The sequence below is a fragment of the Streptococcus sp. SCPM-O-B-15294 (M123) genome, from assembly GCF_058200455.1.
Window position 1 is genome coordinate 34,987 of sequence record NZ_JBYQGU010000005.1, and the last position, 15,693, is coordinate 50,679.

Consider the following 15,693-nt stretch of genomic DNA (forward strand, 5'->3'; position numbering starts at 1 on the left):
CTTTTTTGTGCTTATGGATTGGTTTGCATTTCTGCAAGTAGGTTTTCAGCTGTCGTAGTCGGTAAGATCCGCAGCCGTTTTAGTGAGTAGAGACCATCGTCTAGACTAGCTAGTCCATTATTGGTCGTTAAGCCCATTTTGTAGCCATTGTTTTTTGCTAGTTCCATGGTGACGTCAGAGTAGCGACCGGCTGGGTAGACAATGGTAGTAGTAGTTTGGTTGAGTTTGTTGTCTAGTACTTGTTTGGAATTTGATAGTTCAGATTCCTGACGAGAGCTATCTGATTGGGCTAAGTCTGGGTGAGATACCGTATGACTTTCAAAGGTCATACCTTGCGCTTTCATTTCTTTGATCTGATCGAAGGTTAAAACACTGGGTCTTTCTTCGTCAGAAAAAGAAGTAATGATATTGTTGGTTGCGGTCATTTGGTATTTTTGTAGGAGAGGATAGACAATGGTATAAAAGTCAGCAATTCCATCATCAAAGGTCAACCAAACGACTTTTCTCCCTTCAGGTAGTTCATTTTTAGTAAGTGCCCGATAAGCTTCTTCAGGCGTCAAGGTATAGTAACCAGCTTCTTTAAGAGCTTTGAGATGACTTTCAAAGGTTTCAGGTGCCACGATGAGATTCGCATTGGCTTCTTCAGAGGGAGCCATCGTGTGAACAGCGTGGTACATGAGAATAGGGATTTTTACAGGTTGATCTTGTTTTACCCATTTAGTAGTAGAGCCTTGCTGCTTCGTAGACTGGCTTGTATTTGTTTCTTCCTGCCTCATAGTCTGACTTGTATTTGTTTCTTGCTTGTCAGCAACGGGAGTGCTAGGACCCCGTTTCAATAGGAGAAAGCCTAAAATGAAGATGCAAGATAGCAGAAAAGCATTTAAAATAAGTAGTAAGCGTATTTTCTTTGGTACACGTCTTTTTCGGTGATTCATAGAGACCCCTTTCTAACTCATTATCATTATATCATAGGGGCAGGAAATCTCTTCAAGACAAAGTTACAAATGGAGTAAAATTTTGGGGAATCTCCTTGACTTTTGAAGGAATGGCTTGCTAGTAGGTTTAGTGAGAAGATTTAAATCAGAGAAAGTAGAGTTCTTGTAGAGGAAGAAGGCCATAGAACTAGTCAGAAGGGGTTTGTTTTTGATATAATAGACTATATTAGATTTTTAAGGAGACCAACATGTCTGTTAAAATTGCCTTACTGGGATTTGGTACTGTTGCCAGTGGCGTACCATTTTTATTAAAAGAAAACCACGAGAAGATCAGCCAAGCTGCTCAAGATGAGATTAAGATTGCTAAGGTCTTGGTTCGCGATGATGCGGAAAAAGAAAGCTTGCAAGTGGCTGGCCATGACTATAACTTTGTGACCAATGTAGATGAGATCATTGAAGACAAGGACATTGCCATCGTGGTCGAGTTGATGGGCCGTATCGAGCCAGCGAAAACCTTTATCACCCGTGCTCTGGAAGCTGGTAAGCATGTGGTTTCTGCTAACAAAGACCTTCTTGCCGTTCATGGAAGTGAATTGCTAGAGATTGCTAAAAAACACCAAGTAGCCCTCTATTATGAAGCTGCTGTGGCTGGTGGAATTCCAATCCTTCGCACCTTGGTGAATTCTTTGGCCTCAGACAAGGTGACCAAAGTGCTTGGTGTTGTTAATGGGACATCCAACTTCATGATGACAAAAATGGTCGAAGAAGGATGGACTTATGAAGATGCTTTAGCAGAAGCGCAACGCCTAGGATACGCTGAAAGTGATCCAACCAATGACGTCGAAGGGATCGATGCTGCCTACAAGATGGTAATCTTGAGCCAATTTGCCTTTGGGATGAACATCCAATTTGATCAAGTGGGTCATAAAGGAATCAGCCAGATCACTCCACAAGATGTCTCGGTCGCTCAAAGTCTTGGCTATGTCATCAAGCTGGTCGGATCCATTGTTGAAACAGAGTCAGGGATTGCAGCAGAAGTGACGCCAACCTTCCTTCCAAAAGAACATCCGCTTGCTAGCGTGAACGACGTTATGAATGCGGTCTATGTGGAATCGATCGGGATTGGTGAGTCTATGTACTACGGACCAGGTGCTGGTCAAAAACCAACTGCGACAAGTGTCGTAGCTGATATTGTGCGCATTGTCCGTCGTCTAAAAGAAGGAACGATCGGTAAAGCCTTCAATGAATACAGCCGCCCTCTTCAATTGGCTAAACCAGAAGATGTGAAAAATAACTACTATTTCTCAATCAAGGCACCAGATGCGACTGGTCAAATCTTGCGTCTTGCGGAGATCTTTAATGCAGAAGGAGCTTCCTTCAAGCAAATCCTCCAAGAAGACTCAGATGGCAACTATGCAAGCGTCGTGATCATTACTCACCAAGTTAACCAGACACAATTCAAGAACTTGGTTGAAAAACTGGATTCAGAGCCGAATTTCGAACTCTTGAATACCTTTAAAGTATTGGGAGAATAAGATGAGAATTACAGTACCAGCGACTAGTGCCAATGTAGGGCCAGGATTTGATTCTGTTGGGATTGCTGTTTCTAAGTATTTGACCATTGATGTGCTAGAAGCGCAAGAAAATTGGTGGATTGAACACGATTTAGGAGAGGAGATTCCAAACGATGAAGAGAATCTCTTGCTTCAGACTGCTCTCCAAGTCTCATCTGCTTTGCCTCCTCATCGTCTCAAGATGACCAGTGAAGTGCCTTTGGCGCGTGGTTTGGGGTCATCCAGCTCTGTTATCGTAGCAGGGATTGAGTTGGCCAATCAACTGGGCAAATTATCCCTAAGTGATGAAGAAAAACTAGAAATTGCGACAAAAATCGAAGGTCATCCGGATAACGTAGCGCCAGCCATTTTTGGAAATCTGGTCGTAGCAAGCTATGTGGATCAGCAGACCAATCATTTGCTCCTTGCCTTCCCTGAATGTACTTTGGTAGCCTTTGTTCCCAATTACGAACTCAAGACCAGCGATAGTCGAAATGTCCTTCCAAGTGAGTGGACTTACAAGGAGGCTGTTGCAGCTAGCTCAATCGCAAACGTGGCCATTGCTGCCCTTGCTAAGGGAGACTTAAGAGTCGCAGGAAAAGCTATTGAAGCAGATCGCTTCCATGAACGCTACCGCCAACAGTTGGTTGTAGAGTTCCCTCAGGTGAAAGAAGTTGCACATCAACACGATGCTTATGCCACTTACCTTTCTGGTGCAGGGCCAACTATCATGACCTTGCTCCCTGTTGAACATGCAGAAGCCTTTGTCAAAGACTTGGAATCTAAGGGTTTAAATGGTCAGGTCTTCTCTTTGAAAATTGACACAACTGGTGTGAAGGTAGAGAAGAGTGAATCTTGATTTAATGAAAAAAATGATTAGATAGGCTAAATTAGTCTATCTAATTTTATTTATCTATGATAAAATAGTTCTATAAATTATTTGTCTATCAAATTATTTTAGGATAATAAACAATTATTCGAAAGATAGATAGAATTGTAAAGGAGATTGTAATTCTAATGAAAGACTTTGAACGTCATCAACTTGCTACGGAACTTGGATTCCAGTATGATCCTGAAACTTCATCTATTTATGGGGAAAATTCTGGCTATTTCTTCTTACTGAGTGAAACTGACACAAAAAATGTTTTTACCATTGCACTTTCTGTGTCGCGTGATGATGCAGAAGAAGCAGCTGCTCAATTGCATCAAATGGTGAAAGACTCTTCTGTTTTGAAGAGCATTAGCCTCAACCAATATGTCACAACTTTCACTGTAAAAGCTGGAATGACTAAAGCAAAAACGATTGAAAACATTCGTCAAGCCTTAACAGAAATTCTGCAATTTTTGCAAACCAATGGCTTCTACACTGTTTGTGGTCACTCTGGTGAAAAAGGACCGATTGGTCTCTACCAGATTGGAGATTCCCTCTTCTTGATGAACGAAGAGAGCTTCCAAACTGTCAGTTCCCAACTAAAAATTGAAACAGATTCATATAATAGTCAGAAAGAAAATGTCCTCCTTGGAACTGTCGGTGCCTTTATTGGTGCCATTATTGGAGGAGCTGTTACTCTTTTCATTGCTCGCCTCGGCTACGTAGCTTTTTATGCTGGTTTTATCCTTGGCATTTGTGTTGTCAAAGGTTATGAAATCTTAGGGAAGAAATTTAGTAAACTTGGAGCAGTTATTTCTAGCATTCTCTTGTTAGTCACTATCGTTCTCGTGCACCAATTTGACTACGCTTTAGAAGCAGTTAAACAACTTGGAGTCGACTTTAGTGATGGATTTGATTTGATCAATAACCTTGTTCTAAGTGGACAAACTCCTGATAATTACTTCTTTAACTTCTTCATGTTGGCAGTCTTTACCATTATTGGGGGTGGGGTTGCGATTAGCTCAGCCTTGTCCACTCATAAAACACGTGGCATTGCACGTAAGATTGGCTAATTCAATTAACCATTGTTAAAAAAATTTAAAACAGAATCAGTCTTTTGGCTGCTTCTGTTTTTTTACTTCTGAGTCGAAAAGTGGGCTGGTTTTTGTTATAATGGATAAGATAACGTATAGAAGAGAGTTGTGAGATGGAAATCCTAAAGCAAATCAAAGAGGAGTTGGCTGGTATTGAGATTTTGTTCAATGAGCCACTCAAACAATACACCTATACCAAGGTCGGAGGAGCGGCAGATTATTTGGCCTTTCCTCGCAATCAATATGAATTAAAACGAATTGTCACCTTTGCCAATGCACAGGAGATTCCTTGGATGGTCTTGGGAAATTCTTCCAATATTATCGTCCGTGACGGTGGGATTGAAGGTTTTGTGATCATGTTTGATCATTTCCATGACGTCCGGGTCAATGGCTATGTGATTGAAGCAGAGGCGGGTGCTAAGCTGATCGATGTGACTCACGTAGCCCGCTACCATAGCTTGACAGGCTTTGAATTTGCTTGTGGGATCCCTGGAAGCATTGGTGGTGCTGTCTATATGAATGCTGGTGCCTATGGTGGGGAGATTGCCCATATTCTCCAATCGTGTAAGGTCTTGACGTCAGAAGGAGAAATTAAAACCTTAACAGTAGAAGAATTAGCTTTTGGCTATCGCCATTCCAAGATCCAAGAAACCGGTGACGTAGTTATTTCGGCTAAATTTGCCTTAGCACCTGGTAATTATGATCAGATCGATCAAGAAATGGCTCGTTTGACGCATTTGAGAGAGATGAAACAACCCCTCGAATACCCGTCTTGTGGCTCTGTCTTCAAGCGTCCAGTCGGGCATTTTGCGGGACAGTTGATCAGTGAAGCTGGACTGAAAGGGCATCGAATTGGTGGTGTGGAGGTTTCTGAAAAGCATGCCGGCTTTATGATCAATGTCGATCATGGTACTGCCAAAGATTATGAAGATTTGATTGCCCATGTCATTGCGACAGTTGACAAATCAGCTGGGGTGACCTTGGAGCGAGAAGTCCGTATTATTGGGAAAGTTTAACGGTTCGAGATGGAATAGGGGCTACTCTAGGGTAGACCCTTCCTACTTTAGAAGGGGGGTGAGTGCCTATCGATACCGAAAATAGGTGGGGCAGTCTTATAAGTCCCCGAGAGGTGTTGGTGGCCTGACGAGTCTGCTCGTCAGCCTATGAGACTAGTTGGTTGGTCTCAGAAGGAAACGCATGAAAAAGAAGGAATTTATGTGAATTGAAAAAACCAATTATTGAGTTTAGAAATGTCTCAAAAGTATTTGAAGACAGTGATACAGTGGTTCTCAAAGATATCAACTTTGAGTTGGAAGAAGGGAAATTCTATACCCTCCTCGGTGCTTCAGGATCTGGTAAATCAACGATTCTGAATATCATTGCTGGTTTATTAGACGCTTCGACAGGAGATGTCCTCTTGGATGGTGTTCGGATCAATGATGTACCGACTAATAAACGGGACGTCCATACCGTCTTCCAATCCTATGCCCTTTTCCCACACATGAATGTGTTTGAGAATGTTGCTTTCCCCCTCCGTTTGAAGAAAGTTGACAAGGCTGAAATCGAGAGACGCGTGACTGAAGTCCTCAAGATGGTGCAATTAGGAGGCTTTGAGAAACGTTCCATCCAGAAACTTTCTGGTGGTCAACGCCAGCGGGTAGCCATTGCCCGGGCGATTATCAATGAACCGCGAGTAGTTCTCTTGGATGAGCCCTTGTCTGCCCTCGACTTGAAGTTGCGGACTGACATGCAGTATGAGCTTCGTGAATTGCAACAACGCTTGGGTATTACCTTTGTTTTTGTAACCCACGACCAGGAAGAAGCGCTAGCCATGAGTGACTGGATCTTTGTCATGAACGAAGGAGAAATCGTCCAATCAGGGACGCCAGTCGATATCTACGATGAGCCCATTAACCATTTTGTTGCGACCTTTATCGGTGAGTCCAATATCCTTCCAGGGATCATGATCGAGGACTATCTAGTAGAATTCAACGGCAAACGCTTTGAGTCGGTCGATGGAGGGATGAGACCAAACGAACCGGTCGAAGTCGTCATTCGTCCTGAGGACTTGCGAATCACCCTGCCTGAAGAAGGTAAGCTCCAGGTGAAGGTGGATACCCAACTGTTCCGTGGGGTTCACTATGAAATCATCGCTTATGATGAATTGGGCAATGAGTGGATGATCCACTCAACCCGTAAGGCTATCGTAGGTGAGGAAATCGGTCTGGACTTTGAGCCAGAAGACATCCACGTCATGCGTCTCAATGAAACGGAAGAAGAGTTCGATGCTCGGATCGAAGAGTATGTCGAAGTGGAAGAGCAAGAAGCTGGATTGATCAATGCCATCGAGGAGGAAAGAGATGAAGAAAACAACCTCTAACCTCTTTGTGGTTCCCTACTTTCTCTGGATCCTCCTCTTTGTCTTGGCTCCTGTAGCCTTGATCATTTGGCAATCCTTTGTCAATGTCCAGGGGCAAGGTTCCTTAGAGAATTACCAAACCTTTTTTACAGCGCAGAATTGGACCTACCTCAAGATGAGTTTTAACTCCATTCTCTATGCTGGAATCGTCACCTTTGTGACGCTCTTGATTTCTTACCCGACAGCTTATTTTTTGACCCAGCTTAAGCACCGCCAGCTCTGGCTCATGCTGATTGTCCTTCCGACCTGGGTCAACCTCTTGCTCAAGGCTTATGCCTTTATCGGGATCTTTGGTCAAGGGGGATCTATTAACCAATTCTTGAGCTTTATCGGAATCGGTCCGCAACAAATCCTTTTTACGGACTTTTCTTTCATCTTTGTCGCTAGTTACATTGAGTTGCCTTTTATGATTCTTCCTATCTTCAATGTCTTAGATGATTTGGATCCAAATCTCATCAATGCTAGCTATGACCTAGGAGCTAATAAGTGGGATACCTTCCGTCGGGTAGTCTTCCCGCTGTCTATGAATGGGGTTCGCTCTGGTGTCCAATCAGTCTTTATCCCAAGTTTGAGTCTCTTCATGTTGACGCGTTTGATCGGAGGAAACCGAGTGATTACGCTGGGGACTGCCATCGAGCAACACTTCCTCACAACGCAAAATTGGGGAATGGGATCCACCATTGGGGTGGTCTTGATCCTTGCTATGCTCTTAGTCATGTGGGTAACGAGAGAAAGGAGTGAACGATGAAAAAGATTTCACGTATCTATTTAGGATTGATTTTCCTTCTCCTTTATCTGCCAATCTTATACTTGATTGCCTATGCCTTTAATGCTGGCGGGGATATGAATGCTTTTACAGGCTTTACCTTGGAGCATTTCCAAAGTCTCTTTGAGGATACTCGTCTCATGTTGATCCTCTCACAGACCTTCCTCTTGGCCTTCTTATCAGCCTTGATTGCGACCATTATCGGGACCTTTGGAGCGATCTATATCTACCAATCTAAGAAGAAGTTTGAAGGACCATTTTTGTCCATCAATAACATCCTCATGGTAGCACCTGACGTGATGATCGGGGCTAGCTTCCTGATCCTCTTTACGACCATCAAGTTCCAGCTGGGCTTTGCTTCTGTCTTGATGAGTCACGTGGCCTTTTCTATTCCAATTGTGGTCTTGATGGTCTTGCCACGCTTGAAAGAAATGAACCGTGATATGGTCAATGCGGCCTATGACCTAGGAGCTACTCAGGTACAGATGTTGAAGGAAATCATGCTTCCTTATTTGACACCTGCCATCATCGCTGGTTACTTTATGGCCTTTACCTATTCCTTGGATGACTTTGCGGTGACCTTCTTTGTCACAGGGAACGGCTTTACCACCTTGTCTGTTGAGATCTACTCACGGGCTCGTCAAGGGATTTCGTTGAATATCAATGCCCTTTCTGCCTTGGTCTTCCTCTTCAGTATCTTACTGGTGGTCGGCTATTACTTCATCACTAGAGAGAAGGAGGAGACAGTATGAAAAAACTCTATTCATTCTTGCTAGGGATTGTCGTGGTCATCCTCGTGTTAGCGGGACTAAGTGCCCGTCTTGAAGCCAAGACCAATCCAAAAGACAGTGACAAGTTGGTCATCTACAACTGGGGAGACTATATCGATCCAGAATTGCTCAAGGAATTTACCAAGGAGACAGGCATTCAAGTCCAATACAATACCTTTGATTCCAATGAAGCTATGTACACCAAGATCAAGCAAGGTGGGACGGCTTACGATATTGCCATCCCAAGTGAATACATGATCGCCAAGATGATGGACGAAAACTTGCTTGAAAAGTTGGATAAGTCTAAATTGAAAGGCTTAGACAATATCGACCCACGCTTCTTGAACTTGGATTTTGATCCAGACAATCAGTATTCAGTTCCTTACTTCTGGGGGACTCTTGGTATCATTTACAATAGCAAGATGGTAGATAAGGCTCCAGAACACTGGGCGGATCTATGGAGACCAGAGTATAAGAATGACATCATGATGTACGATGGAGCGCGTGAGGTCATGGGGATTGGACTCAATAGCTTAGGCTATAGTCTCAACTCCAAGGATCCTCAGCAATTACAAGAGTCTGTTGATAAGCTTTATACCTTGATGCCTAATATTAAGGCCCTTGTAGCCGATGAAATGAAAGGCTACATGATCCAAAACAATGCGGCTATTGGGGTGACCTTCTCCGGTGAAGCTCGTCAAATGCTGGATGCCAATGAGGACCTTCGTTACGTCGTCCCATCAGAAGCCAGCAACCTTTGGTTTGATAATATTGTCATTCCAAAGACCGTGAAGAATAAAGAAGCAGCTTATGCCTTTATCAACTTCATGCTTCGCCCAGAAAATGCATATAAGAATGCTCTCTATGTCGGTTATTCCACACCGAACAAAGAAGCTAAGAAGATGCTACCAGAAGAGGTCCAAGAGGACCAGGCCTTCTACCCAAGTGATGACACTCTAAAGAACTTAGAAGTCTATGAACAACTTGGTAAGAAGTGGTTGGGCGTCTATAACGACCTTTACCTACAAGTGAAGATGTATCGGAAGTAGGAAAAAGTCCTATAAAAGTTAAAGCAAGTTTCCAACGGTAAAAAACCGGATTGAAACTTGCTTTTTTGTGTGAAAAGAGGGTATGGGCTTTTATGAAAGTTTTAAATCAGAATTGAACTAGAAATAAGGCCTTAAATATAGTATAATGAAGTGATATGCTTAGAAGGGAAAGTATAAGGATTGAGAACTTCAGAATTGCTAATTATTATTCCTGCTTATAATGAAAGTGGAAATATTGAAAAGACAATCAAGATGATTAAAGAACATACGCCTAAATTTGATTATGTGATTATCAATGATTGCTCTACAGATCATACACTTGAAATCTGTAGAAAAAATGATTTTAATGTTATCGATTTGCCTATTAATTTAGGAATAGGTGGTGCTGTACAAACTGGCTATCAATATGCAGTTAGTCACGGTTACCAATATGCTGTCCAAGTGGATGGGGACGGTCAACATAATCCAGAATTTATTAAAAACATGTTAGGAGTTCTTCAAGAACGACAAGTGAACATGGTGATTGGTTCACGTTTCATCGAGAATCAAGGTTTTCAATCTTCTTTCCTACGTAGAATTGGAATTACATTTTTTGAAAAATTAATCAAGCTTTTGACTGGTCAAAAGGTAACAGATCCTACATCTGGTTTGCGGGTGGTTGATCGAAAAGTGATCGAAGAATTTGCTAAGCAATATCCAAGTGATTATCCAGAACCAGAGACGATTGTGTCCCTGTTAACCTCAGGATATTCAGTAGCAGAAGTGCCTGTATTAATGAACGAACGAGAGCACGGGGAATCATCTATCACATTAAGCAAATCTGTTTACTATATGATTAAAGTGACAATGGCTATGTTATTGGCTAGAATCGGTGGAGGATATAAGAAATAACATGTTAAATATTTGGTTGACCATTATTGTAATTGTTTTTATAGTTTATATTCTGAGACTAGTTGCAAAGAAGCTCGTTGAAATGAGAAATGTTATTTCTTGGCTTATTCTTTGCTTGCTTTCGTTGCCAGTTATTTGGTTTCCTGATTTGATTGGAGCAATATCTGAATTTCTTGGGATTCAGACATTAAGTAACTTTGTTTTTCTATTAAGTACTTTTTTATTAATTTTTTTAATATTTTCATTAACTCGTACTGTATCAAAGCAATCAGTACAGATTAAGAAATTGTCACAAACAATCGCCTTATTAAAAAGTGAGAATGAAAATGAACAATAAAGCAAATAGGAGTGTCTATTTTTGGAATTTTGCTGGGAATATAGCAGCGGCTGCAGTTTCTATATTGTATTTGATTATTGTCTCTCGTTATACTTCCGCAAGTGATGCTGATAATTTTAGTTTAGCTTATGCAATCGGGAATCTCTGGATTGTCATTGGTATGTTTCAAGTAAGAAATTATCAGGCGACTGACTTGAAAGAAGCATACTCGTATTTGGAATACTGGTTAACTAGGGTTATTACAGTTTGTTTGATGTTAGTTACATTATTTCCATATTTACTTTTTAGTGGAAATAATGTTGGAAAAGGGGATTTATTTTTAATTATAATCCTAACGGTGCTTTATCGTTCTTGTGATGCTTTTTCTGATTTATTCCAAGGGTTATTTCAACAACACGAACGTTTAGATATTGCAGGGAAATTAATGGTGCTCCGTTATGGTTCGAGCACGATCATTCTCCTAATTAGTTTGTTACTTTCAAATTCTTTAATTTTTTCTTTAATTTGTTTATGTTTTTTTAATGTTCTTTTTGTTTTTGGGGGTGATTACGTCCAATCCAAACAAATTAGAACGATACCTTTTAATCAGATTTCATCTGTTACATTTAGGCAATCAATTAGTATCATGAAAACTTGCCTTCCCTTGTTTGTTAACGGCTTTTTATTGGTATATGTTTTGAATTATCCAAAACAAGTGATTGATAAATTGTTAGTCGAGGGTGTATTACGTGAAGGTGCTCAAAGAGACTTCAGTATTCTATTCATGCCTGTTTTCTTTATGAGTTTATTTGTATTAGCATTAAGACCTTTAATTACCGATTTGGCAAAACAATGGTCAGAAAAAAGATTTCATACGTTTAATGCTATGATTCGAAAGATTTTATTATTGCTTATGATTTTGGGACTGGTAGTATCAATACTGGCCTATTTGATAGGGATTCCTATTTTGAATATTATAAGTGGTATTGATTTGTCAAATTATAGTTTATTACTTACTATTTTAGTACTTTCCGGCTTTTTATATTCTATAGCTTCTGTCATAGGTGATTTTTTAATTATATTGAGGAAACAAGTCTATCTACTCTATGTTTATATCGCAATGGCGTTGTTGACAAATCTTCTTACGCCTCTAGCAATGAGGGAGTTTGGATTGTTTGGAGCAGGGCTTAGTTTTGTTATGGTTATGCTATTTTACACAGTTGCGAGTTGGATTGTCTTTGTAATTATGAGAAGGAAGGAGATTCAAAAATATGAATCAGTGGAATGATCATACATTTGTAATCTGTGCTTATGGGGATAGTCCTTTTTTAGAGGATTGTATAAAATCGTTATTAAGCCAAACCGTAAAAAGTAATATCATTTTGTATACTTCTACTCCAAGTGTATTTATCGAAAGTATTTGCCAAAAATATGCTATTCCTTTTAATACAAGTGTTGGTGGTGGAATTGGGAAAGATTGGAATAATGCTTTATCTTTTGTTACTACTCAATATGCTACAATAGCCCATCAAGATGATTATTATGAGCCAACTTATTTAATGGAAATTCAAGAGAGGATAAAGAAGCATCAAGATGCTATCATTCTTTATTCTGATTATTTTGAAGAAAAAAATGGAGAGGTCATTAAACCGACTTCAAATCTAAAAATCAAATCATTAATGTTAAAAACAATCTCATTATTCCCTAAAACTAAGTGGTGGAGAAATCGTATTCTTGCTTTTGGAAATCCGATTTGTTGCCCTGCTGTAACCTATAATTTAGAATTGGTTAAGGGCTTTAGATTTGATGAGGAATGGAGAGTTAGTCTAGATTGGCTTGCCTGGTACCATTTGGCTAAATTTGATGGCAGATTTGTATATGTTCCAAAGAAATTAATGTGCCATCGTATTCATGAAGATTCTGAAACGAGTAATACCATTAGTGATAATACTCGAACGAAGGAAGATTACATGATGTTTAATCTTTTTTGGCCAAAAGGATTAGCGAAATTGATAAATCGTTTTTATAAAAAGAGTCAGGATACAAATGGTTAAAGATTGCGTGCTCGAGGTTTAATAACGATATATAAGTTTGGATATCTTAATTATTTGCAAAACTATGGGTTATATTAAAATATATAAAGGATAAGATTGTGAAAGAAGCGCCTAAGATTAGTGTCATTATTCCAGTATATAATGCAGAATTATATCTCAAAAGATGTATAGATTCAGTTTTGAATCAAAGTTTTAAATCATTTGAAATTATTGCAATTGATGATGGTTCAAAGGATAATTCGTTCAAAATATTGAATGAATACCAACAATTTTCTCCAAGTATTAGAATTTTGAGTCGGGAAAATCAAGGTGCAGCCTATACTAGAAATGAAGGTATCAAGCTCGCAAAAGGTGAATTCATCATGTTTATCGACAGTGATGATTACATAAACCCAGACTACTTGCAGGTGTTTTATGATGAAATATCAAGTGGGATAGATGATGCGGTTATTGGTGGACTTCAGAGAGTAAACCAAGATGGTAAACAACTATTTTCTATCCAATTGGGTAAAGATAAATGGTCGAAATACAGATCAATTTCACCATGTGCTCGCATCTATAGAAAAAAATTTTTAGTAGATAACGAACTTTCTTTTCCAGATATTCCGCTGGCTGAGGACTTGTTATTCAGCTTAACGGTATATACAAAATCTGAAAATATAAGAACTATCCCATATTGTGGATATAATTGGTTTTACAATGAGAATAGTGCATCTAATACATTAAATAAAGGATTTAACCCAAATTTAGATATCAAGAATGTACTTGATAAAATTGCAGCGATTATACCTAAAGATTTTTCTGAAACTAAATTAGTTAAATTTTTTATAAAAAAATTTACTCTTTATTGGTTATTGGACGGTGGGAGACATTCCACAAGTGAGGAGTTTTTACGTCAATATAAAGAAATTAATGATTGGGTCAAGATAAATGGAATGAAGTCCACACTTTCTGTTTTTAATCGAGAAATTAGAGATGAGAGATTGATGGTTAAACTAGCTATCTTTACAATGAACATGATTGAAAAAGTCGGTTTATTAAAACTGTTTGCAAAACTGTATTGTAAAGGATAGTTAGAAAAATTATAGTTTACCGAAAAGATAATAGCAAATGTTAATAGGAGCAATGAATGGTTATATCAGTTGTAGTCCCGTGTTTTAATGAAGAAGAATCGATTCCATTATTTTATGAAGAAATGGAACGAGTTCGGATCTCCATGGGGGAAGAATTTGAATATATTTTTATTAATGATGGGTCTGCTGATAAAACTTTAGATGTTTTACGAGAACTCAATCTCTTAAATCCTTATGCTCATTATCTTTCTTTTTCACGAAACTTTGGGAAGGAAGCGGCTCTCTATGCAGGCCTCCAACATGCTACAGGAGATTACGTAACGGTCATGGATGTGGACCTACAAGATCCTCCAGAACTATTGATCGAAATGAAGCAGAAGTTGGATCAACAGCCAAATCTAGATTGTGTCGGAACCCGACGCGTAACTCGTGATGGGGAACCACCAATTCGTTCCTTCTTTGCACGAATGTTTTATAAATTGATTAATCATATCAGCCAAGTGGAAATGGTCGACGGGGCGCGTGATTTCCGTTTGATGCGTCGTCAAATGGTTGATGCGATACTTGAACTATCTGAGTACAATCGTTTTTCAAAAGGAATTTTCGCCTGGGTTGGATTTGAGACGGAATATCTAGAGTATAAAAATGTAGAGCGCGTGGCAGGAGAGACGTCTTGGAATTTTTGGTCCCTCTTCAAATACTCGATCGAAGGAATTGTCAATTTTTCTGATGCCCCACTAAATATTGCCTTTGTTGGTGGACTTTTATCTTGGATCTTGGCCTTTATCATGGTGATTCTGATCGTGATCCGTACCTTAGTCTTTGGAGATCCTACTTCAGGTTGGCCATCCCTTATGACAGTGATTCTATTCCTTGGAGGATTCCAATTATTGACCATTGGGATTTTAGGAAAATATATCGGAAAAATCTTCATGGAAACCAAGAAACGTCCAATCTATGTTATTAAAGAGAAAAGCAAGTAAAAAGCAGAAAACTTCTGCTTTTTTTGCTATAATGATAGAGAAAAAGCATTCGAAAGGAACGTAACATGATTTTAATTACAGGTGCAAATGGGCAACTTGGAACAGAACTTCGCCATTTGTTAGACGAACGAAATGAAGAATATGTAGCCGTTGATGTGGCTGAAATGGATATCACAAATGCAGAAAAAGTAGACGAGGTATTCGCTGAAGTGAAACCAACCTTGGTATATCACTGTGCTGCCTACACAGCTGTTGATGCTGCTGAAGATGAAGGAAAAGAGTTGGACTATGCCATCAATGTGACTGGTACAGAAAATGTAGCAAAAGCGTCTGAAAAACATGGTGCAACCTTAGTTTATATCTCAACGGACTACGTTTTTGATGGTAAAAAACCGGTGGGACAAGAATGGGAAGTAGACGATCAACCAGATCCTCAAACTGAGTACGGTCGTACAAAACGTATGGGAGAAGAATTGGTTGAGAAGCATGTTTCTAACTTTTATATCATCCGTACAGCTTGGGTCTTCGGGAACTACGGTAAGAACTTTGTCTTCACCATGCAAAATCTTGCCAAGACTCACAAAACACTTACAGTCGTCAACGACCAACATGGTCGTCCAACTTGGACACGTACTCTTGCTGAGTTCATGACTTATTTGGCTGAAAATCGTAAAGAATATGGTTATTACCACTTGTCTAACGATGCGAAAGAAGATACAACTTGGTATGACTTTGCAGTTGAAATCCTCAAAGATACGGATGTAGAAGTCAAGCCAGTTGATTCCAGCCAATTCCCAGCTAAAGCGAAGCGTCCGCTTAACTCAACGATGAGCTTGGCTAAGGCTAAGGCTACAGGGTTCGTCATTCCAACTTGGCAAGATGCCTTGAAAGAGTTTTACAAACAAGAAGTGAAATAAGA

Annotated in this window: 16 protein-coding genes; 15 read left to right on the forward strand and 1 reads right to left on the reverse strand. The window is 39.7% G+C overall.

The annotated features are described in order from the left end of the window. Positions 1–11 precede the first annotated feature (11 nt). On the reverse strand, positions 12–935 hold the full coding sequence (locus AC3E8G_RS04695) for a polysaccharide deacetylase family protein (RefSeq protein ID WP_490677137.1): 924 nt from the start codon (positions 933–935) through the stop codon (positions 12–14). Between the two features lie 248 nt (positions 936–1,183). Here AC3E8G_RS04695 and AC3E8G_RS04700 point away from each other — a divergent pair, with 248 nt between their 5' ends. From AC3E8G_RS04700 to rfbD, 15 genes are all read left to right on the forward strand, one after another. Continuing rightward, entirely contained in the window at positions 1,184–2,470 is a 1,287-nt protein-coding gene (locus AC3E8G_RS04700) for a homoserine dehydrogenase (RefSeq protein WP_490677138.1), read from the forward strand. A gap of 1 nt (position 2,471) precedes the next feature. Further along, positions 2,472–3,347 carry a homoserine kinase gene (thrB, locus tag AC3E8G_RS04705; RefSeq protein ID WP_490677139.1) on the forward strand — a complete coding sequence of 292 codons (876 nt, stop codon included), beginning with the start codon at positions 2,472–2,474 and terminating at the stop codon, positions 3,345–3,347. A gap of 158 nt (positions 3,348–3,505) precedes the next feature. After that, positions 3,506–4,432, forward strand: a complete 927-nt coding sequence (locus AC3E8G_RS04710; protein WP_490677140.1) for a hypothetical protein — start codon at positions 3,506–3,508, stop codon at positions 4,430–4,432. A 134-nt stretch (positions 4,433–4,566) separates the two neighbouring features. Continuing rightward, complete coding sequence (murB, locus tag AC3E8G_RS04715) at positions 4,567–5,469, forward strand: UDP-N-acetylmuramate dehydrogenase (protein ID WP_490677141.1); 903 nt, start codon at positions 4,567–4,569, stop codon at positions 5,467–5,469. Positions 5,470–5,675: 206 nt separating this feature from the next. Next, positions 5,676–6,833 carry an ABC transporter ATP-binding protein gene (locus AC3E8G_RS04720; protein WP_238656661.1) on the forward strand — a complete coding sequence of 386 codons (1,158 nt, stop codon included), beginning with the start codon at positions 5,676–5,678 and terminating at the stop codon, positions 6,831–6,833. Continuing rightward, on the forward strand, positions 6,814–7,620 hold the full coding sequence (locus tag AC3E8G_RS04725; RefSeq protein WP_023023685.1) for an ABC transporter permease: 807 nt from the start codon (positions 6,814–6,816) through the stop codon (positions 7,618–7,620). Before AC3E8G_RS04720 ends, AC3E8G_RS04725 begins: the two co-directional genes overlap by 20 nt. Next, a complete protein-coding gene (locus tag AC3E8G_RS04730; protein ID WP_490677142.1) occupies positions 7,617–8,390 on the forward strand; it encodes an ABC transporter permease in 774 nt (257 codons plus the stop codon). The genes AC3E8G_RS04725 and AC3E8G_RS04730 overlap by 4 nt, the downstream gene beginning before the upstream one ends. Then, positions 8,387–9,457 (forward strand): ABC transporter substrate-binding protein, encoded by a 1,071-nt coding sequence (locus tag AC3E8G_RS04735; protein WP_490677143.1) that lies wholly within the window; start codon positions 8,387–8,389, stop codon positions 9,455–9,457. Before AC3E8G_RS04730 ends, AC3E8G_RS04735 begins: the two co-directional genes overlap by 4 nt. A 180-nt stretch (positions 9,458–9,637) precedes the next feature. Further along, a complete protein-coding gene (locus AC3E8G_RS04740; protein WP_490677144.1) occupies positions 9,638–10,348 on the forward strand; it encodes a glycosyltransferase family 2 protein in 711 nt (236 codons plus the stop codon). Between the two features lies 1 nt (position 10,349). Continuing rightward, complete coding sequence (locus AC3E8G_RS04745; RefSeq protein ID WP_233331358.1) at positions 10,350–10,685, forward strand: DUF2304 domain-containing protein; 336 nt, start codon at positions 10,350–10,352, stop codon at positions 10,683–10,685. Continuing rightward, on the forward strand, positions 10,675–11,952 hold the full coding sequence (locus tag AC3E8G_RS04750; RefSeq protein ID WP_490677145.1) for a lipopolysaccharide biosynthesis protein: 1,278 nt from the start codon (positions 10,675–10,677) through the stop codon (positions 11,950–11,952). The genes AC3E8G_RS04745 and AC3E8G_RS04750 overlap by 11 nt, the downstream gene beginning before the upstream one ends. Then, a complete protein-coding gene (locus AC3E8G_RS04755) occupies positions 11,936–12,718 on the forward strand; it encodes a glycosyltransferase family 2 protein (RefSeq protein WP_490677146.1) in 783 nt (260 codons plus the stop codon). The genes AC3E8G_RS04750 and AC3E8G_RS04755 overlap by 17 nt, the downstream gene beginning before the upstream one ends. 98 nt (positions 12,719–12,816) lie before the next feature. Beyond that, the gene (locus AC3E8G_RS04760) at positions 12,817–13,791 is read left to right on the forward strand and encodes a glycosyltransferase family 2 protein (RefSeq protein ID WP_490677147.1); all 975 of its coding nucleotides are present in this window, start codon (positions 12,817–12,819) and stop codon (positions 13,789–13,791) included. Positions 13,792–13,847: 56 nt separating this feature from the next. After that, positions 13,848–14,774, forward strand: coding sequence for a glycosyltransferase family 2 protein (locus tag AC3E8G_RS04765; protein WP_233331362.1), 927 nt, complete (start codon positions 13,848–13,850; stop codon positions 14,772–14,774). Between the two features lie 65 nt (positions 14,775–14,839). Next, a complete protein-coding gene (gene rfbD / locus AC3E8G_RS04770; protein ID WP_023026990.1) occupies positions 14,840–15,691 on the forward strand; it encodes a dTDP-4-dehydrorhamnose reductase in 852 nt (283 codons plus the stop codon). Positions 15,692–15,693 lie beyond the last annotated feature (2 nt).

Coding starts and splice junctions, on each gene's coding strand:
- AC3E8G_RS04745 (WP_233331358.1), top strand. CDS start 10,350: ATGTTAAATATTTGGTTGACCATTATTGTAATTGTTTTTATAGTTTAT.
- AC3E8G_RS04765 (WP_233331362.1), top strand. CDS start 13,848: ATGGTTATATCAGTTGTAGTCCCGTGTTTTAATGAAGAAGAATCGATT.
- AC3E8G_RS04735 (WP_490677143.1), top strand. CDS start 8,387: ATGAAAAAACTCTATTCATTCTTGCTAGGGATTGTCGTGGTCATCCTC.
- rfbD (WP_023026990.1), top strand. CDS start 14,840: ATGATTTTAATTACAGGTGCAAATGGGCAACTTGGAACAGAACTTCGC.
- AC3E8G_RS04725 (WP_023023685.1), top strand. CDS start 6,814: ATGAAGAAAACAACCTCTAACCTCTTTGTGGTTCCCTACTTTCTCTGG.
- AC3E8G_RS04695 (WP_490677137.1), bottom strand. CDS start 935: ATGAATCACCGAAAAAGACGTGTACCAAAGAAAATACGCTTACTACTT.
- AC3E8G_RS04700 (WP_490677138.1), top strand. CDS start 1,184: ATGTCTGTTAAAATTGCCTTACTGGGATTTGGTACTGTTGCCAGTGGC.
- murB (WP_490677141.1), top strand. CDS start 4,567: ATGGAAATCCTAAAGCAAATCAAAGAGGAGTTGGCTGGTATTGAGATT.
- thrB (WP_490677139.1), top strand. CDS start 2,472: ATGAGAATTACAGTACCAGCGACTAGTGCCAATGTAGGGCCAGGATTT.
- AC3E8G_RS04730 (WP_490677142.1), top strand. CDS start 7,617: ATGAAAAAGATTTCACGTATCTATTTAGGATTGATTTTCCTTCTCCTT.
- AC3E8G_RS04710 (WP_490677140.1), top strand. CDS start 3,506: ATGAAAGACTTTGAACGTCATCAACTTGCTACGGAACTTGGATTCCAG.
- AC3E8G_RS04750 (WP_490677145.1), top strand. CDS start 10,675: ATGAACAATAAAGCAAATAGGAGTGTCTATTTTTGGAATTTTGCTGGG.
- AC3E8G_RS04755 (WP_490677146.1), top strand. CDS start 11,936: ATGAATCAGTGGAATGATCATACATTTGTAATCTGTGCTTATGGGGAT.